A 16,704-nucleotide genomic window follows, 5' to 3' on the forward strand; every position below is an offset into this window, starting at 1 on the left:
GCGTTCAGCGGCGCAATAAAAAACCTGTCCACGCTGTTCGCGTAAATACCAACTGGCCGGGGTTGCCCCCGGCTCTGTGATGAGCAGCGAAACTTTACCGCTTTTGTGGCAGTAAACCGCGCTTATTCATTCGCGATCGGCGTCGAATTTTCCTCGATTTTGGTGTCGCCCTGAATCGCCTGAATCCGCTTCTCTACCGCATTTACCTGATCGCTGTTGTGCAACAGCGTGTAGGTCAGATCAAAGGTTGCACTCGCGCCCGGTGCCAGCTGTTTCACGCGCTTCTGCTCCCGTTCAATCGTGACCGGATAGGCATAGTTGGTGCCGGGCTCAATCCCGGTGACATAGCCTTGTTTAAGCGTGTCGGTATTTTTCCACAAGGTCAGCAGCGGTAACTGCTGAGTATCAAACTGAATGGACGCGCCTTTGTTGCCCGCTTTATTAACCACGGCGGCGACCGTCTGATGATTCTTGTCGGACAGCGGTTTGATGTTAAACACCATTTCATCGAAGTCTTTGGTTGGGCCTTGATAGGTCTGCCAGTTTTTCAGCCCCGCTTTGGCATAGTCATTGAACGGGCTGATGCCCGACATCGGGGCCATAAAGCGGGCACCTTCCTCCAGAATGGGCGTACTGAAGTTGCTGTGATAGATGATCTCGTAATCGTGCGGGTAATCGGAATGGTTGGTCAGCACGTCGTGCAGGCTGAACTGATCGCTGCCCGGCACATAACGCAATTCCGTCCACGTCTGCAGATCGGCTTTCTTAAACGTACTCTCTTTGATCAAACCGCGAATACGAATTTCATGCGGAGCCGCATCCGCCACCTCGACTTCAAGCTGCGAGACCGGCGTGTTTCCGGCTTTGCCATGCAGCGTGTAGATGCGGCCTTTGTCGTTCACCGGATGGCCGGTCCATTCGTAGCCACAACGCACCATCATTTCGTTGAATCCTTCCAGCCAGCCCAGGCCATTGCGGCTTTCAAGATTGATGAACGCCGGGTTTACCACCTCTTTAACGGGGGAATCCCAGCCCAGGCGGGTGCCGAATCCCTCTACGCGGAGCAGGTTCATACCGCGTGTCGGAATAAGCGTAATAGTCAGGCCATCCTGACTGCGGATGACCAGAAGCTTACTGCCTTCCTGCTTGCCGCCATGCAACATTTTCTGCTCAATGCTGAACGGTTTGCCCTGAATGTTCAGCTCGCTGCTGTTTATCTGCCAGTTTCCTTTGTCGGTGCCTTGTTCAGCACTCGTCAGCACCCAGGTTTTTGCAGATACCGAACCCGAAATCATTACGGCCAGCACCGTCAGTGCGAGTTTCGTCTTCATCGTTTACCTCTCTGGCTGAATCGTTTTTTCATTAGTGAGAGGAATTTACTGATTTGGGCTACGCGGAAACGTGATTTCTCTCACCTGCTGGAAAATCAGGCAGGATTAAGCGTGTTAGTGGGATGTTGCTCACATTTAAAATGCTTATTAATGCTGTTATGTCATCTTTTTATCGGCATAAACGCGAAAGCTGTAAACGTTTCAGCCACCACCGGTAAACCGTGGCTGGCGCGTAAAGTCAGGAATCAAAACAAAGGCGCGAAGCAGGGGCGTCGCGCTGCACAGTGAGGCGGATCAGGTCAGATAAAACTGTCGCTTAAAGGCAAACATATCATTCAGCAGGCAGTACTCGGGATTACCGAGCGTAATAACTGGCGCGCGCTGCGCGATTATCGTTTTCCAGTTCGCCAGTGAACGTCGCCAGGCGGCGTCTTCGTCGTCGGTCAACGGCGCAACCTGATATCCCAGCGTGATATGAAACTGGTAGCGATCGTGGTCTGGTTCGCGAATGCCGGTGACCTCGGACAGCCGATCGCGTAAACGGCGCAACCGCGTCTCTGTCTCCGCATCCGCCGTTAGCAGGCGCAGTGTTAACGGGGTTTCACGCGCAGGCGGCGCCTCCGGATTGACGCGCATGTGGTAAGGCGAGGCATCCTCACCCAGTTTATATGTCCGCAGGCGTTCAGCCAGAATCCGGTCGCACTCGTCCATGGGCATGTCCAGCGGCAGCCCGGCAGGCCATAAGGGATAGCGTCTTGCCTTGTCGTTGGCTCCGCCGAAAACAGTCATGTGATAACTGGAGGGCGGCAGTGCGGTAACCTTCCTTGACCAGCTTTCGCCAGGCAATTCACGATAGACATCAAGCAAGGCATCAAAGGGTTCTGAGCCGTCACCTTGCTGCGGCAGATGGCAGATAATCGTGTTTCCTTTAAAGGGAAGAACCCGGCCATCTGCGTCAAACTTACGACCCACGTCGTTGGGGCGGTGTTCCGCACCGATGGCGAGGGAAGCGGCCAGACCGCCCAGGGTGGCAATCGTACCTTTCAACAGCCTTCTCCGTGTTGTCATCGAATAACCTCTGCATTTAGCCGGTTCCGACAAGGTCGGTAACGGGACCGTTTCCCCGCGCAACGCCACCCGTATCTGCGCGTGCTGTATTCGTGAGAAGCTGTTCTCATGCCTGACCGGGCTTAACAGGCGGGGGGGCTGTGATAAGGGGACAATAACGCGCATGCGCAGAAACAAAGAACCCGACGTCATCCTGCACGGTGATCCGCTCAGGGCGCTTCTCAATCGGGAAGCTTAGTGAAGATCTGTGACTAAAAAATGACTGAAGACGTACAACGAGCGAAAGAGGAATACCTGTTATGACTAAGCGGGCCGCATTAGAGCTTTCAGCACGCTTTATAACGCCCGATGCAGCGTCGTTGTGGCTTGTTCATCTGCGCGCTTTTTTCTGCTCGTCTGAGAAAAAAAAGCCAGCGTATGCGCCGCTGGCATGACGTTTTCATGCTTACACATTGAGCCGGTGGATGACCGTCACGAATTCGTTCACCCCGCGATTGATCTCCTGGAAACTGCGCGAGAGGTTGCTGATCTTATCGTTTTCAGTCGTAAGAAAGCGTCTGATTTCATCAAGCTGCCGGGACATGTTTTCAATGAGCGCGGTATTTTCTTCCACAACTTTCGTGATTTTAAGCGTCGCCTGCGATGTCGAAGCCGCCAGTCGCCGGACCTCCTCGGCCACCACGGCAAACCCACGTCCCGCTTCGCCTGCCCGCGCGGCCTCAATCGCCGCGTTTAACGCCAGAATATTGGTTTGTCCGGCGATGGTGTTGATCGTCGAAACAATTTCTTTTATGTCCATGGAAGAATGATTGAGTCTGTCGCCAATGTCTGCTGCCGCACCCACCTGTAACGACATGGATTCCGCATTGCGGATGGTCTCACCCAGGACATCATTGGCATTAAAGGTGATTTGCGACGTCTCTTCCGACGTTGTAACGGCAATGTCAGCGATCCGTTTGGCATTCTCTACGCGGTCGGTGATATCAGACGCCAGTTTAATAACCTTATAAACATGCCCGGAGGCATCTTTGACAGGGTTATAGCTGGCCTCCAGCCAGACGCGTTTTCCAGACGCTGTCACACGTTCAAAACGCCCTGTGAAAGCACGCCCCTGCTGAATCTTTTGCCAAAAATCAGGCTGCTCCTTATAAAATTCATCAAAGCAAAATATGCGATGATGTTTACCTTGAATGGCCTCAAGCTGATAGCCCATTAATTTCAGAAAATTGTTATTGGCGTCAATGACCTCACCCTGCGGTGTAAACTCAATCATGGCCATGGAGTTATTCAACGCGGTAATGATGGCTTCTTTATGCTTTAACGCTTCATGTTTATGCGTAATGTCGTTGGCAATTTTTATGATTTTTTTCACCGCACCGTGACGATCTTTCACAGGGAAATAGGTGGCGCTCAAATACAGCCGGCTGTGATTTTTGCGAAACCGCTCAAAGATACCGCTGAACGAGTGACCTGAGCCGAGTGTTTGCCAAAAGTGGGTATAGTCGCTGGAGTGCACAAATTCATCATCGCAGAACAGGCGATGATGCTGACCGGCGATCTCATTTAGCGTGTAGCCTGTCAGTTCGAGGAAAGGCGTGTTTGCCGTAATGATGCGACCGTCGGGCGTAAATTCAATCCAGCCGATGTTGGCTTTGATCGCCTGTGTATTGGTCTGGTCGTCCGCTAACCCCAGTGAAGCTTTACCAGGCATAAAACGTGTCAGGGCTAACATACTTCTCTCCATCTGATTCAGTTAAAGGGGCGTAAAGCGTCGGGCCTCGTGGCGGAGAGTTTGCTGTCTGATGGAAAGTAAAGCGTCCGGCCCGGGTCATTTAACTTATCGGCACAGGCCGGTTCATATTTAGAAATGTATTAAAAAAATTGATGCTTATCACAGTGACTGTCAGTGCACACAGATAACGAGCTACGTCTTCTGACAGACTGCCTGTAACAGTGAAAAGATGGCGAAAGCAGAAAAACAGCAGCCATGTGGCGGATTGCTTCCCGCTGCCAGACAGGACGGCAGATAAAAAAGCAGGATGAGCGGGGGCTTTTCCGGGCAGATGTCAGCGGCAACCGCTACAGACCGGATAAGATTGTTAACCAGAGTTTGTCAAACGAGGTAAAAGAAGACATCAGGAGGGGCTATACAGTCAACATAAAGTGTTTAGGGCTTGTTGCAGTGTAGGGACGTTTTTATGACAGGAAAGCGTGAATCAGCGAGAGCGAAGCCGATGGCAATGGCGTCGCCAGGCGTTTTCATGCACACCCGAGAACGCGCCTGCGATGGCGATGAGCCGGATTTTCTGTCGGGCAGGCATGTCGCCGCTGTGATACCCGTGAGCTGCATCACCACACGGCGGCGTCGACAGGCTGGCGGCAGCAGAAAAGGCTGACGCGCCAAACAATGACGCGCCCGTGTGTGGGGCGTAACCCTGACAATAAAACCGTATGCAGTGCCGTGAATCGCATCAATGCTGCCTGTGCCCTCAGACCTTCAGTCGATGAATCACCGTTACGAATTCGTTCACGCCGCTGAAAATTTCCTGAATGTTGTCGGACAGATGCGTGATTTTGTCGTTTTCTGTGGTAAGAAAGCTGTTAATGCCGTCGAGTTGCTGGTGCATTTCGCCAATCAGGCTGGCATTTTCTTCGACCACCTTGCTGATTTTCTGCGTCGCCTGTGAGGTAGAAGCAGCAAGACGTCTGACTTCTTCTGCTACCACGGCAAAACCGCGTCCTGCTTCGCCTGCCCGTGCGGCTTCAATCGCAGCATTGAGCGCCAGGATATTGGTTTGTCCGGCAATGTTATGGATGGTTGAGACAATCTCTTTGATGTCTTTGGCTGAGTAATTCAGTTTGTCGCTGATTCCCGCTGCCGCAGCGACCTGCGAAGCCATCGATTCGGCGTTACGCACCGTCTGACTGAGAACATCATTGGCATTCACGGTGATGTGTGACGTTTTTTCAGACGTGGTCATGGCGATATCCGCCACGTCCTGCGCCGTGACGACACGTTCGGTAATATCCGACGCCAGCTTAATCACTTTATAAACGTGTCCCGAGGCATCTTTCACCGGGTTGTAGTTGGCCTCAAGCCAGACGCGTTTTCCTGATGCTGTTACCCGTTCGAAGCGCCCGGTGAACGCGCGCCCCTGTTGAATTCTGTGCCAGAAGTCCGGGTTTTCTTTATAGAACGCGTCAAAACAGAACAGACGGTGATGTTTGCCCTGAATAGCGGCCAGATCGTACTCCATCAGCGTAAGGAAGTTTTTATTGGCATTAATGACCTCGCCCTGTGGCGTAAATTCAATCATGGCCATGGTGTTGTTCAGCGCCGTAATAATCGCTTCTTTATGCGTGAGTTCTTCATGCCGATCGGTAATGTCGTTAGCGATTTTGATAATTTTTTTGACCGTGCCGTGTTTATCTTTCACGGGGAAATAGTTAGCGCTTAAGTAGAGCAGGCTGTTGTCTTTGCGGTAGCGTTCGAAAATGCCGCTGAATGACTGGCCTGAGGCCAGGGTTTCCCAAAACAGGGCATATTCACGGGAGCGCACAAAATCAGGCTTACAGAACAGCCGATGGTGCTGACCGGTGATCTCACTGAGCTGGTAACCCGTTACGGCAAGGAAGGCCGGGTTAGCCGTGAGAATAATGCCCTCGGGCGTGAATTCAATCCAGCCGCTACAGGCCTGGATGGCCTGGATATTATTCTGATCATCCGAGGCGCTCCGCGCGTTTTTGCCGCGAAGTAAACGCATAAGGGAAAACATAGATCTCTCCAGATATCGCTGTAATAAGCTCGAAAGGTGATGACCGCGTAGTGGAGAGACAGCGACCCGGTTAAGGGGAAGTCGATCGGCTCGGGTCTACTTCGGTTATCGGCATTGCGCATGTCATATTTAGGTCACATTTCAGCCACGGTGAGCGCACAGTGAGATGCGTCACGTTACAGGTGGTGGGCAAGGCAGGTACATCGACACAGGAGAGGACGTCTCGATCTCAACATGATGAGAATGTCGTGATCGAGCGTCGCGGTAATCAGGCGGAAAGCCGGCGCGTTAGTTTCCGGCGTCAGGTATCGCACTACGTAAAAAAGCCGGAATAACGGGACGCCCATTTTCCAGACAGGTGCCGGTGAAAACCGCCTCAGCATAAACAACGTTATCAACCAAAATTTGCTGAACGAAATTAACACGGTTACGCTTTTCGTTTGCCGCGAGTGCGCAGGTCACCTGCATCTCATCGCCTTTTTTCAGGCTCTTTTTAAAGCGAAGCGTATATTCAAGCAGCATATGGATACGGCCTTCGGCAAACTCCGCTTCCAGATCCACGCCAAGGTGCTCTTTCATAAACGCGTGGCGTGTCCATTCCATATAGAAGGGATAGTAAAGTCCGTCTACAACGCCCTGAAAATCGATATGCTTTTCGTCAACCTGATACGTTTTGCTAAACATAGTATGGCCACTGGTAAGTGAGGGAAGGCCCACTTTAGTCGGCATGGCTGTTTTTTTAAACGGCTTTTTTCAGGCGACAGAGGAAGGTGAGTGATTCACGCTAACAGTAAAATCGGCACGCGCCAGAATCATCCAGACACGTGCCGGGTGGGCTTTACGTCATGCCGCAGCTAAACACCGAGGCTGTTTAGCGCAGCACAGCGGCTGGCTGGTGTCGGTCAATACGGAAAATGGACACGGCATTACGTAACAGGGTCGTTTGTTCCACCATGCCCTGGGCCGCAGAGGAGACCTGCTGCACCAGCGCGGCGTTCTGCTGGGTAACCTGGTCCATTTGACTTACGGCAATGCTGACCTGCCCGATACCGTTGCTTTGCTCATCCGACGCAATGGTGATTTCGCCCATAATGGTCGTCACGCCCTGTACGGATTTCACGATCTCCTCCATCGTGTTACCTGCCTGTTTCGCCAGGCCCGAACCTTTTGCCACGTGTTCAACCGACTGGGTGATCAAATCTTTGATTTCTTTAGCCGCGGTAGAACTGCGTAAGGCGAGCGAACGTACTTCTCCGGCAACCACCGCAAATCCGCGTCCGCCTTCACCAGCCCGTGCGGCTTCAACGGCGGCGTTCAGGGCCAGAATATTCGTCTGGAATGCAATCCCTTCAATGACAGAGATAATCTCGGCCACTTTGCCTGAGCTTTCTGAAATAGAGCGCATGGTTTCGACAACCTGTTTCACCACATCTCCCCCCTGCAGGGCCACGTGCGAAGTGGTATCCGCCTGAGAATTTGCCTGACGGGCGTTATCGGTATTTTGACGGACGGTAGCGGTCAGCTCCTCCATACTGGCGGCCGTTTGTTCAAGTGCGGCAGCCTGCTCTTCAGTGCGCTGAGCCAGGTCAATATTGCCCTGGGCGATTTCGCTCGCTGAGTTATTGATCAGTTCCGCAGAGGACTGAATGCCACTCACAATGGTGACCAACTGTTGGCGCATGGCTTCCAGCGAGGCCATCAGGCTGCCCTGGCCTTTAAGCGGCACAGCAATATCTACCGTCAGGTTACCCTGAGCAATCATGCCAGCAATATCGGCAGCCGCTTTGGGTTCGCCGCCCAGTGCGCGAACGATACTGCGTGTAATGATGGTGCCCAGCACCAACGAGAGCACGATGGTGGTTAACCCGGCCAGACTGAGCGTCATTTTCGTGGCAAAGGCCAGGCTGTTTACGTCGTCAGAACGCGTAGCCAGCAGCGACGATTCTGCGTTGTTGAACCCGGCGGCGACGGCGCGGTAGCGATCCATAAAGGCTTTATCACGCCCTTCCTGAAAAAAATGCGTCAGGGCATCGAGCGGTTGTTGTCCACCATTAACCTGACGACGCAATGCGATTAGCTGATCGTCAATGGCCTGGACGCTGTTGTGCAGGTCAAGTAATGACGTCAGTCTTTGCTGTTGACTGGCATTATCTGCCGTCATGGTGCGGAGCTGATTATATTTCTGGTCAAACGCCGTTTTGCCTGCGTTGAACGGTGCCAGGAAGGCTTCATTACCGGAGATGACAAATCCCCGCACGCCCGTTTCCATATTAACCATGTCAGTTAACATGCTGTCGCTCAGACTCATCACCTTATAACTGTGAATATTCCAGCTATTGGCCTGCCGTAGCTTGAGAAAGTTAATAATTGACAAGCTGCTGCCTATTAATGACACAAGAACGATGATGCCGAACGCGAACGCGATTTTGCGGCCTGTTGTGATTTTCATGTTGATTCCCCGTTTAGTAATTTTTTTATTTTTGTAATAACAACCCTTGCTTTTCGAGTATCGGCAACAAAGGAAGGCAGTTTATGAAAGCGAAGCCGTTTTTTAAAAAAAAGTTTAAAAACTATCCTTAAGTTTAGTAAAAAGTTAATTTCCTGAGTTATCTATAGTATTCGATAGAAAGGACGAGATTAGCGTAAGGTGTATAAATGAACTGAAAATAAAAGTGATAATGAAAAGGAGATGCGGGGGATTTGTGTTAAGTGAGCGTAGTCGCTGGAGTGGGGAGAAAAAAATGGATGATAATCAGGCTGTATCATTGTGCGCTTGATATCTGAACGGATTAAATAAGGTTGACGCTTTCATCTCACCTTATCGATGAAATGAAAGCGGCCTTGTTGTTTAACATCGTCATCGTGTATTTAATGTCACGCTTATTGATAATTACGAGCCTTTATTACTCTGTGATGCACTGGCACCGGTCTGTGAGTGATGCAGGGTCGGGCTCACAGGCAGTTCAGAATAAGTTTGCGTATCGTAAATCACGCCTTCTTCTGCGGATTTCAGCAGCATGCCTGCCTGGTAGTATTTATCCTGTTTCATTAAAGCAAGGGCATTTGAAACATCATTTTCTGTTTGTTGTAGCGGCATCAGTTCCTGCGTTTCAGTGACGGCTACGCCAGCCAGCTTCAGCGCATCAAGCGCACCTTGCTTATCACCTGCTTTAATATGCTGATTGGCTTTATCGATCGCGTCATTTTTCTGTTTTGATAACTGGTAATCTTCCGACACGGATACATCGGAGCCGATGCGAATATAATTATCTCCCGTCATCGGGGCTTTTTTGTCATAGCGAATATACTTTGTCCAGTCCACACTATTATCTTTTAAATAGGTGTCAGCCTGAGTCGCCAGCGCTTTTGCTTGTTGAGTTTGGCCATTAAATAACGCGTTGCGTGAAAGCTGAATATCATTCATGGCCTGCGCGGCCTGGGCCGAAATTACTTCATTATTTAATGTATGGCTGTCTTTAAAGGACTCAGCGGCCGCAGCGCCACCAGTAAACACTAATACGGCTACAATCATTGAGCTAATAATCATCTTTTTCATGATATTTATCCTCTGTATTTATGCATCCGAAAGGTGCTAACGTCATTGATTACATCTGTAGTGTTCATTTACCAGGACTGTCTTTTTCGAAAAAGCAATAACACTGCGTTGTCAGACAAATGCAACGTCGCTGTTTTTGCTGTTTGGGAAACAGTTATCCAGAATGGCATTCTTCACGCAAAAATAATGAGGTGAAACGGCGTTGAAAACATAATCCGCCTGCGAAATGTCCGGGCTGTTTTTTGAGAAAAACATATCGCCAACAAACAGGGCGTCGGTCAGATGTGAATCCTGGCGTGAATAATCACTTTTACACAGGTTACCGTGGTAAGAAAGCAGAAGGGGCAGAGCCATGATGTTATCTCCTTGATGTCGTCTTGACGTCTTTACTTAACACCCGGAGGATATTTAATTGTAATTATGAGTTTGCAGAAAAATGTCACTGTTACAATTGCATGGTTTTTTTATCATTTTAATTCAATGGCTTGCGAATCAGTGTTTGTTACATCTTACCGCTTCTTTAAAAAACCTGAGTTTTCTATAGAAGAAAGCGTACAGGCTGACAGTCGGGTCATAAAAGAAGCCACATCAGCCGCGCCGTCGTTGATCACTCTCTGTGCAAGATAATCATTCAGCGCGCTGTCACTGAGCGTCTGCCGTATGCTGGTTCTGATGCGGCTAAGCGTGGTTAATTCTGAACGGGTTGACTTTATCCCTGTCTCATCGTGTTTTGAACATGTTGCTTTACAGTGCGCATGGCAATGGCAAAATAGCCTTTTCCCTTTCCCGCTATCGATATGTCTGAAGATGCCCTGCGGCAGCAAATTGCGAATTTAAAAAAACACAATGCGCGATTAAGGCGTATTGCGCATGATGCCCGCGATAAATTGGGTGCTGCGCTGGACGGCACGGGCCTGTGCTTGTGGCAACTGGATATTCCCACGGGCAAGTTGGTTATTTTTAACCGCCGCTGGGGATCCATGCTGGGTTTTCAGCCTAAAGAAACGGATGCCCATTTTGATGTCTGGAAATCCTGCCTGCATCCTGAGGATGCCGCAGATGTTCTGAAGGCGTTCTATGACCATATCGAGGGCAAAGCACCCTTCTATGAAGCCTTACATCGGATGATTGGTAAAACAGGAAAAATTACGTGGGTGCTGGACCGGGGCCGCGTCAGTGAATGGGACGAGCAGGGCAGACCGATCAAAGTGACGGGCACGCACATTGATATGACCAAAGAGAAACAGTACGAAGCGCAACTGGCTTCACTGGCCATGCACGATCCCCTGACGCAATTAACCAACCGGCATGCGTTGATCAATCATTTTCGCGATATGAAGAAAAAGGCATTATGTATTGCCTTTATTGATTTAGATAATTTTAAGCATGTCAACGACACGTTAGGGCATCGCAGTGGCGACGAAGTCCTGATTCAACTTAGTCTGCGCTTTATCGCAGCCTGCCCACCAGGTGTCATTATTGGGCGACTGGGCGGCGATGAGTTTGTTTTACTGATTCCGCTCGCGTTAACCCATCCACTCACGAAGAGGCTCACGCACGCCTGTCTTAATGCTGCCCTGCAACCTTTTGAGCTGACCAACGGTACTGCCGTCATTGGCGCATCCATTGGGGTTGTTCAGGTTGAGGAGCCAGAAAACTTTGACAGTGCGCTGGCCCGTGCTGATGAGGCGATGTACCGCATCAAAAAAAACGGTAAACGCGGTGTAGCGTTGTAAAAACGCGTTTTTTCTGCTTCTGGTTTGACCATCGGTTTCCCTCTGCCATGCTTGACAGGTAGTGCCGCGCGCCGGAACGTCGCTGAGCTTCTCAGACGATGGCCGGAAGCGTCATCACCTTCATCCATAGCGAGGCGTTTATGAGTCTGTTTAAAAGCAAAGATGGATTTAACCTCTACTACAAAGACTGGGGCAAAGGGCAGCCGGTACTGTTTAGCCATGGCTGGCCGCTGGACGCGGATATGTGGGATAGCCAGCTCAACTTCCTTGCCGAACGCGGCTATCGGGTTATTGCTTTTGACCGGCGCGGTTTTGGACGTTCCGACCAGCCATGGGAAGGATATGACTACGATACGTTTGCTGACGACATTCATAGCCTGATCACACATTTACAGCTCAAGGATGTCACGCTGGTCGGGTTCTCAATGGGCGGCGGCGACGTATCGCGTTATATTGGAAAATATGGCACGGGCAACGTTAAAGGGCTGGTTCTGTTAGGCGCAGTCACGCCCGTGTTTGGTAAGAAAGACGATCATCCCGAAGGCGTAGAGAAATCGGTTTTCGACGATATCAAACAGGGACTGCTTGACGACAGAGCGCAGTTTATTAAGGATTTTGCCGCCCCCTTTTATGGCACCAATGCTGGCCAGTCAGTATCCGAGGGCGTATTGACGCAGACGTTAAACATGGCCCTGCTGGCATCGCTCAAGGGAACGCTGGACTGTGTTACCGCTTTTTCTGAAACCGACTTTCGCGCGGATCTCGCTCGCGTTGATGTGCCCACCTTAATCATTCATGGCAGCCATGATCAGATCGTCCCGTTCGAGGCAACCGGAAAGCTGGCCCATGAACTGATTACGGGTTCAGAGCTCAAGATCTACGATCAGGGGCCTCATGGATTCGCTGTCACGCATCAGGCTCAGCTCAACAACGATTTACTCGCCTTCCTGCAAAACAGCAGGGCAGAATAGTCCGAAAAAAACGCCCGTCAGGGCGTTTTTATTTTTATTGCCGCTTCGCTTACCTGAAATGTGATGAGCGGTATTTCTTCCGCTTGTGAGAAGTGCCATTTTACTAATTGTCGCCTGCCTGGTCATTTTATGATCTTTTCTTTCTCTTCATTCTAATAAACGAGACGTTTACCGCTTCGCTTATTTTTGCATGTTGCAAACCCTGCCGTAATGAATTCGATTTTATCGCGCTTAGTTAAATAGATCATTTATTGATCATATTGACGATAGGCAATGTCACCTGGCCGTCCCTGTGCTGCGATTGAAAATAAAATCAGTGTGGACTTTTTAATAAATAGATCGATTAATAGAGCCTTAGAGGAGCGTTTTCATTAAAGTTTTCGCCAGGAGCGTTAAACTAGAGTTTCCTCGAAAAATAGTTTCATCACTAAAGAATTAACTGGATGTACAAATAAGGTATATGTATCTGCCTTTGTGAGTGTCGTGGCCGTCATGCTTGATTAGGTGATTTTTACAGCTACATTTGTTTGTGCACTCTTTAGTTGATGCAACTTCCACTGTGCTATTTCAATAATTAAACTTGCGGAGAACACAGAATGACTCAATATCGTGGTGGGGCCGGTAATTTCGCTGCAGACAAAGAGAGAGCAGCAGAAGCAGGCCGTAAAGGCGGACAAAACAGCGGTGGGAATTTCAAAAACGATCCCCAGCGAGCTATTGAGGCGGGGCGTAAGGGAGGTAAGGTCAGTCGAAGGGGTTAATTCAATATTAACAATGGGTTAGCTATTTAAACTGAAACCTTCAGTGAAGCTGACTTCTACTCAATATATAAACTTCGCTGTTTAATCCATGAAATAAACCACCTCTGGTTTAGGATTTGGTCAATCTTGCCGGAAAGGATATTCCTTTCCGGTTTTTTTATTGCTGTTTTTCCGGTCAACGCACGGCTGTCTGAACGAAAAAATGAAATCCGGGTTCACCAGGTGAAACGCCTCTATTTTAACTGAAGGTTAACTTGTACGGTTTTTGCTAATTCTGTACAGGTTTGTCTTAATTGAGGTGAGGCGGAGCATTTATCAAAATAACTCATTTTGAGTAAAGTGCTGGTAATTAAGGGAAAAAGGCATTTTCAATGCTACTTTAAAATCTGAATTAAACGGAGCCGAATGCATTCTTCGTTAAATAGTCTAAGGTTAGTGAGTACATTGTCACTGGCGCTGCATTAAAAAATAGTGGCGTAGCCGTTCAATTAATGAGGCTCTTTTATGACTGTCAAAACGTTAAACGATCTCTTTATCCATGACTTGTCCGATGTTTACAGTGCGGAAAAACAAATCGCGAGAGCACTGCCTAAAATGGCGCGTGCGGCAAGTGATGAAAATCTTATCGCTGCGTTTAATCAGCATCTCGAAGAGACACGCGGGCAAATCGAACGTCTGGACGAATTAGTCGACGTTACGCCTGAAGTGAAAATCAAGCGAATGAAATGCCATGCCCTGGAAGGCCTGGTAGAAGAAGCCCAGGAAATTATTGAGTCTGTTGAAAAGGGTGAAGTACGCGATCAGGGATTGATCGGGGCGGCGCAGAAGGTCGAGCATTATGAAATTGCGACCTACGGTACGCTGCACGCGCTGGCCTCAAAGCTGGGTTATACCAAAGCCGCGAAGCTGCTGGCCCAAACCCTTGCGGAGGAAAAGCAGACAGATGAAAAACTGACCAGCGTTGCACAGACCATCAGTTCGGCTGAAGGAGTCGCGAAATGACAGCCATTGAAAACTATCATGACTGGTTGCGTGACGCGCATGCCATGGAGAAGCAGGCCGAGAGCATGTTGAGCAAAATGGCGGGTCGTCTGGAGCATTATCCCGCTCTGGAGCAGCGCCTTGCCCAGCATCTGGATGAAACTAAGCATCAGCTTACTCTGCTTGAACAACTGTTGGATCGCCACGGCATTGACCATTCCATTATGAAAGACGTGATGGGCAAAATGGCCGCCACAGGACAGGCGATTGGCGGCATGTTTACTTCTGACGAAGTCGTCAAAGGCGCGATGAGCGGCTATGTGTTCGAAAACGCGGAAATCGCCAGCTACACCAGCCTGATCGCGGCTGCCGAGCAGGTCGGCGACAGTGATGGCGTCAGAGTCCTGACCGAAATTCGCGATCAGGAAATTGCGATGGCCGAATGGCTGTTCACGCATCTGCCGGAAGTCACTCAGCAGTTTCTGCAGCGCTCTGCGGCGCCAGGCGTTGAAGCGAAAAAGTAAGTTCTCTACAGAGAAATAGCCAGAAAAAAGCCGGGAACGTTTCCCGGCTTTTTTGTGCCTGCGACACAGATTAATCCATCATCATATGGCCATACATTGCCATCAGCCGACGGGTTACGCCGTTTGTCCAGCCAAAGCCGTCCTGCAGAGGATATTCACCGCCACCACCGGGACGCGCGCGGTCACCGCTGATATCGTACTTCTCGACCAGTTTATGGTGTAACTGGTAGAAGTTATTCACGGTTGTCAGCCAGTTCACGGCGATTTCGCTCGCCAGGGTTTCTTCGCCGTAGTTATTCAGGCCCACCACCGCCATCCACTGCATAGGCGCCCAGCCGTTAGGTTTATCCCACTGTTCGCCGCTTTCCACCATAGAGGTCAGCAGCCCGCCATTGCTGAGCAGCAGATGGCGCAGCGCGATAGCCTGTAAATGCGCCTGATAAGGCGTTGCCAGTCCGACGAAAAGCGGCACTACCGCAGCGGCGGTGAACGCGCCAAAGCGGGCGCGGCGCCAGTCATAATCACGGAAAACGCCTGCGGTACTGTCCCACAGGTAACGGGTAATGGCACGTTTGCGGGCGTCCGCCTTATTCTGCCAGGCCAGCGCAGTCAGCTCTTCGCCTTTAACGTGAGACAACGTCGCAATCATCAGCTCAAGCTTGTACAAAAACGCATTGAGATCGATAGGGATAAACTGCGTTGTACGGATGCTCGACAGACGTTTTGGATTACGCAGCCAGCGTGATGAATAGTCCCAGCCTGACGCGGCACCCGCGCGCAGATCGCGGTAAACTTCGCTTGCCGGACGCTTAGAATGACGCGCTGTTTCGATGTCTTCGATCCAGGATTCATCACGTGGTGTGTCGCGGTCGTCCCAGTAACGATTCAGAAGCGAGCCGTTCGGCATCCGGACCACATGGCGATAAGCCTGGTTGGGCATCAGTGAGCCGGCGCCATCCATCCAGAACTGATACTCTTTCATCAGCTGATCCAGATAGCGCTGTGAGCCTTGCACGCCGTCCTCTTCGAACAGTTCCACCATCAGCGCAAACACAGGTGGCTGTGAGCGGCTCAGATAATAAGTGCGGTTCCCGTTCGGAATGTGCCCGTAGTTATCAATCAGCCAGGCAAAGTTGTCGGCCATATGACGTAACAAATCGTCACGCCCTGATTCCGCCAGGCCGAGCATCGTGAAGTACGAGTCCCAGTAATAGGTTTCGCCAAAACGACCACCGGGCACGACATAAGGTTTAGGCAACGGCAGCAACGACGAATGCGGCATATGCTGCTGCGGCATCTTGGTGAGAACCGGCCACAGATCGTCGATGTGCTCGTTAAGCGTTTTGTCAGGGTTCGAAACGTAGAAGCTTTCGTTGATGCCTGGCATATAGAAATGGTCGGCAACGAAACGCGCCAGATCGAAGTCCTTGCTGCGCTTCTGACGGCGATAACGCATCAGCACATCAAGCGGATCGTATTTGGGCGAGCAGTCGGGGAACGTTTTGCTGTCCTCGAAGATGCCCGACATCTGAACGGCCTCGAAAAGCTCAAGATAGCGATCGGCAGGCGTCAACGCATCCGGGGCAGGCAGACCTTCGATCAGCTCTGGCTCGGGTTCAGAATCCTGCATGCGCTCCAGCTTCAGTTCATGGGGATCGTATTGATACTCAACTTCCGCCCCGGCACGATTCTCTTCGAATGCATTGAGTTGCTGGCGATAAGTATTAATAACGGCCTCCTGAGCGAACGGGGTTGCACAAAAAGGAAATTATAGACCTCTCGCAGGCAGGAACAACAATGCAGATTGTCTATGAACGTAATAAAAATTGTCTATTAATCGTATAGATTGAATAAAACACAGACAATTCAACCGAATATCTCGACTTATGACGTAAATGCATTTCAGATGAATCTCTTACGGCAGGCTTAATAAAATTTTGCCTGGGCCAAAAGGGGCTGTTTTTTCCCTGTGCGGCAGGAAAATGAAGCAAAAGTGGCAT

14 protein-coding genes are annotated in these 16,704 nt (G+C 50.3%); 5 read left to right on the forward strand and 9 right to left on the reverse strand.

Annotated elements, in window-relative coordinates:
• Positions 1-122 precede the first annotated feature (122 nt).
• The 8 genes from GC087_RS04765 to GC087_RS04800 all read right to left on the reverse strand — a co-directional run bounded on the left by GC087_RS04765 (position 123) and on the right by GC087_RS04800 (position 10,085).
• On the reverse strand, positions 123-1,331 hold the full coding sequence (locus GC087_RS04765) for an aldose 1-epimerase family protein (protein WP_058702240.1): 1,209 nt from the start codon (positions 1,329-1,331) through the stop codon (positions 123-125).
• A 294-nt stretch (positions 1,332-1,625) separates the two neighbouring features.
• Entirely contained in the window at positions 1,626-2,378 is a 753-nt protein-coding gene (locus GC087_RS04770) for a DUF1868 domain-containing protein (RefSeq protein WP_324029829.1), read from the reverse strand.
• 466 nt (positions 2,379-2,844) lie between these two features.
• A complete protein-coding gene (locus GC087_RS04775; protein WP_006118256.1) occupies positions 2,845-4,131 on the reverse strand; it encodes a methyl-accepting chemotaxis protein in 1,287 nt (428 codons plus the stop codon).
• A 757-nt stretch (positions 4,132-4,888) separates the two neighbouring features.
• Positions 4,889-6,175 carry a methyl-accepting chemotaxis protein gene (locus GC087_RS04780; protein WP_058702237.1) on the reverse strand — a complete coding sequence of 429 codons (1,287 nt, stop codon included), beginning with the start codon at positions 6,173-6,175 and terminating at the stop codon, positions 4,889-4,891.
• Positions 6,176-6,463: 288 nt separating this feature from the next.
• Positions 6,464-6,859: an acyl-CoA thioesterase gene (locus GC087_RS04785; protein WP_058702236.1), complete on the reverse strand. Its 396-nt coding sequence runs from the start codon at positions 6,857-6,859 to the stop codon at positions 6,464-6,466.
• A 187-nt stretch (positions 6,860-7,046) separates the two neighbouring features.
• Positions 7,047-8,624 (reverse strand): methyl-accepting chemotaxis protein, encoded by a 1,578-nt coding sequence (locus GC087_RS04790; RefSeq protein ID WP_324029832.1) that lies wholly within the window; start codon positions 8,622-8,624, stop codon positions 7,047-7,049.
• 441 nt (positions 8,625-9,065) lie between these two features.
• The gene (locus tag GC087_RS04795; RefSeq protein ID WP_033739721.1) at positions 9,066-9,731 is read right to left on the reverse strand and encodes a YfdX family protein; all 666 of its coding nucleotides are present in this window, start codon (positions 9,729-9,731) and stop codon (positions 9,066-9,068) included.
• 111 nt (positions 9,732-9,842) lie between these two features.
• Positions 9,843-10,085 carry a hypothetical protein gene (locus GC087_RS04800; protein WP_033739719.1) on the reverse strand — a complete coding sequence of 81 codons (243 nt, stop codon included), beginning with the start codon at positions 10,083-10,085 and terminating at the stop codon, positions 9,843-9,845.
• Between the two features lie 443 nt (positions 10,086-10,528).
• Here GC087_RS04800 and GC087_RS04805 point away from each other — a divergent pair, with 443 nt between their 5' ends.
• The 5 genes from GC087_RS04805 to GC087_RS04825 all read left to right on the forward strand — a co-directional run bounded on the left by GC087_RS04805 (position 10,529) and on the right by GC087_RS04825 (position 14,704).
• Entirely contained in the window at positions 10,529-11,467 is a 939-nt protein-coding gene (locus tag GC087_RS04805; protein WP_058702234.1) for a sensor domain-containing diguanylate cyclase, read from the forward strand.
• 140 nt (positions 11,468-11,607) lie between these two features.
• The gene (locus GC087_RS04810; RefSeq protein WP_006118263.1) at positions 11,608-12,438 is read left to right on the forward strand and encodes an alpha/beta fold hydrolase; all 831 of its coding nucleotides are present in this window, start codon (positions 11,608-11,610) and stop codon (positions 12,436-12,438) included.
• A 596-nt stretch (positions 12,439-13,034) separates the two neighbouring features.
• Complete coding sequence (locus tag GC087_RS04815) at positions 13,035-13,199, forward strand: con-10 family general stress protein (RefSeq protein WP_324029835.1); 165 nt, start codon at positions 13,035-13,037, stop codon at positions 13,197-13,199.
• 504 nt (positions 13,200-13,703) lie between these two features.
• Positions 13,704-14,201, forward strand: coding sequence for a YciE/YciF ferroxidase family protein (locus tag GC087_RS04820; RefSeq protein ID WP_006118265.1), 498 nt, complete (start codon positions 13,704-13,706; stop codon positions 14,199-14,201).
• Positions 14,198-14,704: a ferritin-like domain-containing protein gene (locus GC087_RS04825; protein WP_033739715.1), complete on the forward strand. Its 507-nt coding sequence runs from the start codon at positions 14,198-14,200 to the stop codon at positions 14,702-14,704. The genes GC087_RS04820 and GC087_RS04825 overlap by 4 nt, the downstream gene beginning before the upstream one ends.
• A 70-nt stretch (positions 14,705-14,774) precedes the next feature.
• Here GC087_RS04825 and GC087_RS04830 read toward each other — a convergent pair whose 3' ends face one another.
• Positions 14,775-16,433 carry an alpha,alpha-trehalase gene (locus tag GC087_RS04830; protein ID WP_050504863.1) on the reverse strand — a complete coding sequence of 553 codons (1,659 nt, stop codon included), beginning with the start codon at positions 16,431-16,433 and terminating at the stop codon, positions 14,775-14,777.
• Between the last annotated feature and the right edge of the window lie 271 nt (positions 16,434-16,704).

The sequence above is a fragment of the Pantoea sp. JZ2 genome (assembly GCF_035191405.1).
GTDB lineage: Bacteria > Pseudomonadota > Gammaproteobacteria > Enterobacterales > Enterobacteriaceae > Pantoea > Pantoea stewartii.

Bases quoted from the DNA above. Each gene is read 5' to 3' on its own strand.
- GC087_RS04765 (WP_058702240.1), bottom strand. From the start codon at position 1,331: ATGAAGACGAAACTCGCACTGACGGTGCTGGCCGTAATGATTTCGGGT.
- GC087_RS04775 (WP_006118256.1), bottom strand. From the start codon at position 4,131: ATGTTAGCCCTGACACGTTTTATGCCTGGTAAAGCTTCACTGGGGTTA.
- GC087_RS04780 (WP_058702237.1), bottom strand. From the start codon at position 6,175: ATGTTTTCCCTTATGCGTTTACTTCGCGGCAAAAACGCGCGGAGCGCC.
- GC087_RS04785 (WP_058702236.1), bottom strand. From the start codon at position 6,859: ATGTTTAGCAAAACGTATCAGGTTGACGAAAAGCATATCGATTTTCAG.
- GC087_RS04790 (WP_324029832.1), bottom strand. From the start codon at position 8,624: ATGAAAATCACAACAGGCCGCAAAATCGCGTTCGCGTTCGGCATCATC.
- GC087_RS04795 (WP_033739721.1), bottom strand. From the start codon at position 9,731: ATGAAAAAGATGATTATTAGCTCAATGATTGTAGCCGTATTAGTGTTT.
- GC087_RS04800 (WP_033739719.1), bottom strand. From the start codon at position 10,085: ATGGCTCTGCCCCTTCTGCTTTCTTACCACGGTAACCTGTGTAAAAGT.
- GC087_RS04805 (WP_058702234.1), top strand. From the start codon at position 10,529: ATGTCTGAAGATGCCCTGCGGCAGCAAATTGCGAATTTAAAAAAACAC.
- GC087_RS04810 (WP_006118263.1), top strand. From the start codon at position 11,608: ATGAGTCTGTTTAAAAGCAAAGATGGATTTAACCTCTACTACAAAGAC.
- GC087_RS04815 (WP_324029835.1), top strand. From the start codon at position 13,035: ATGACTCAATATCGTGGTGGGGCCGGTAATTTCGCTGCAGACAAAGAG.
- GC087_RS04820 (WP_006118265.1), top strand. From the start codon at position 13,704: ATGACTGTCAAAACGTTAAACGATCTCTTTATCCATGACTTGTCCGAT.
- GC087_RS04825 (WP_033739715.1), top strand. From the start codon at position 14,198: ATGACAGCCATTGAAAACTATCATGACTGGTTGCGTGACGCGCATGCC.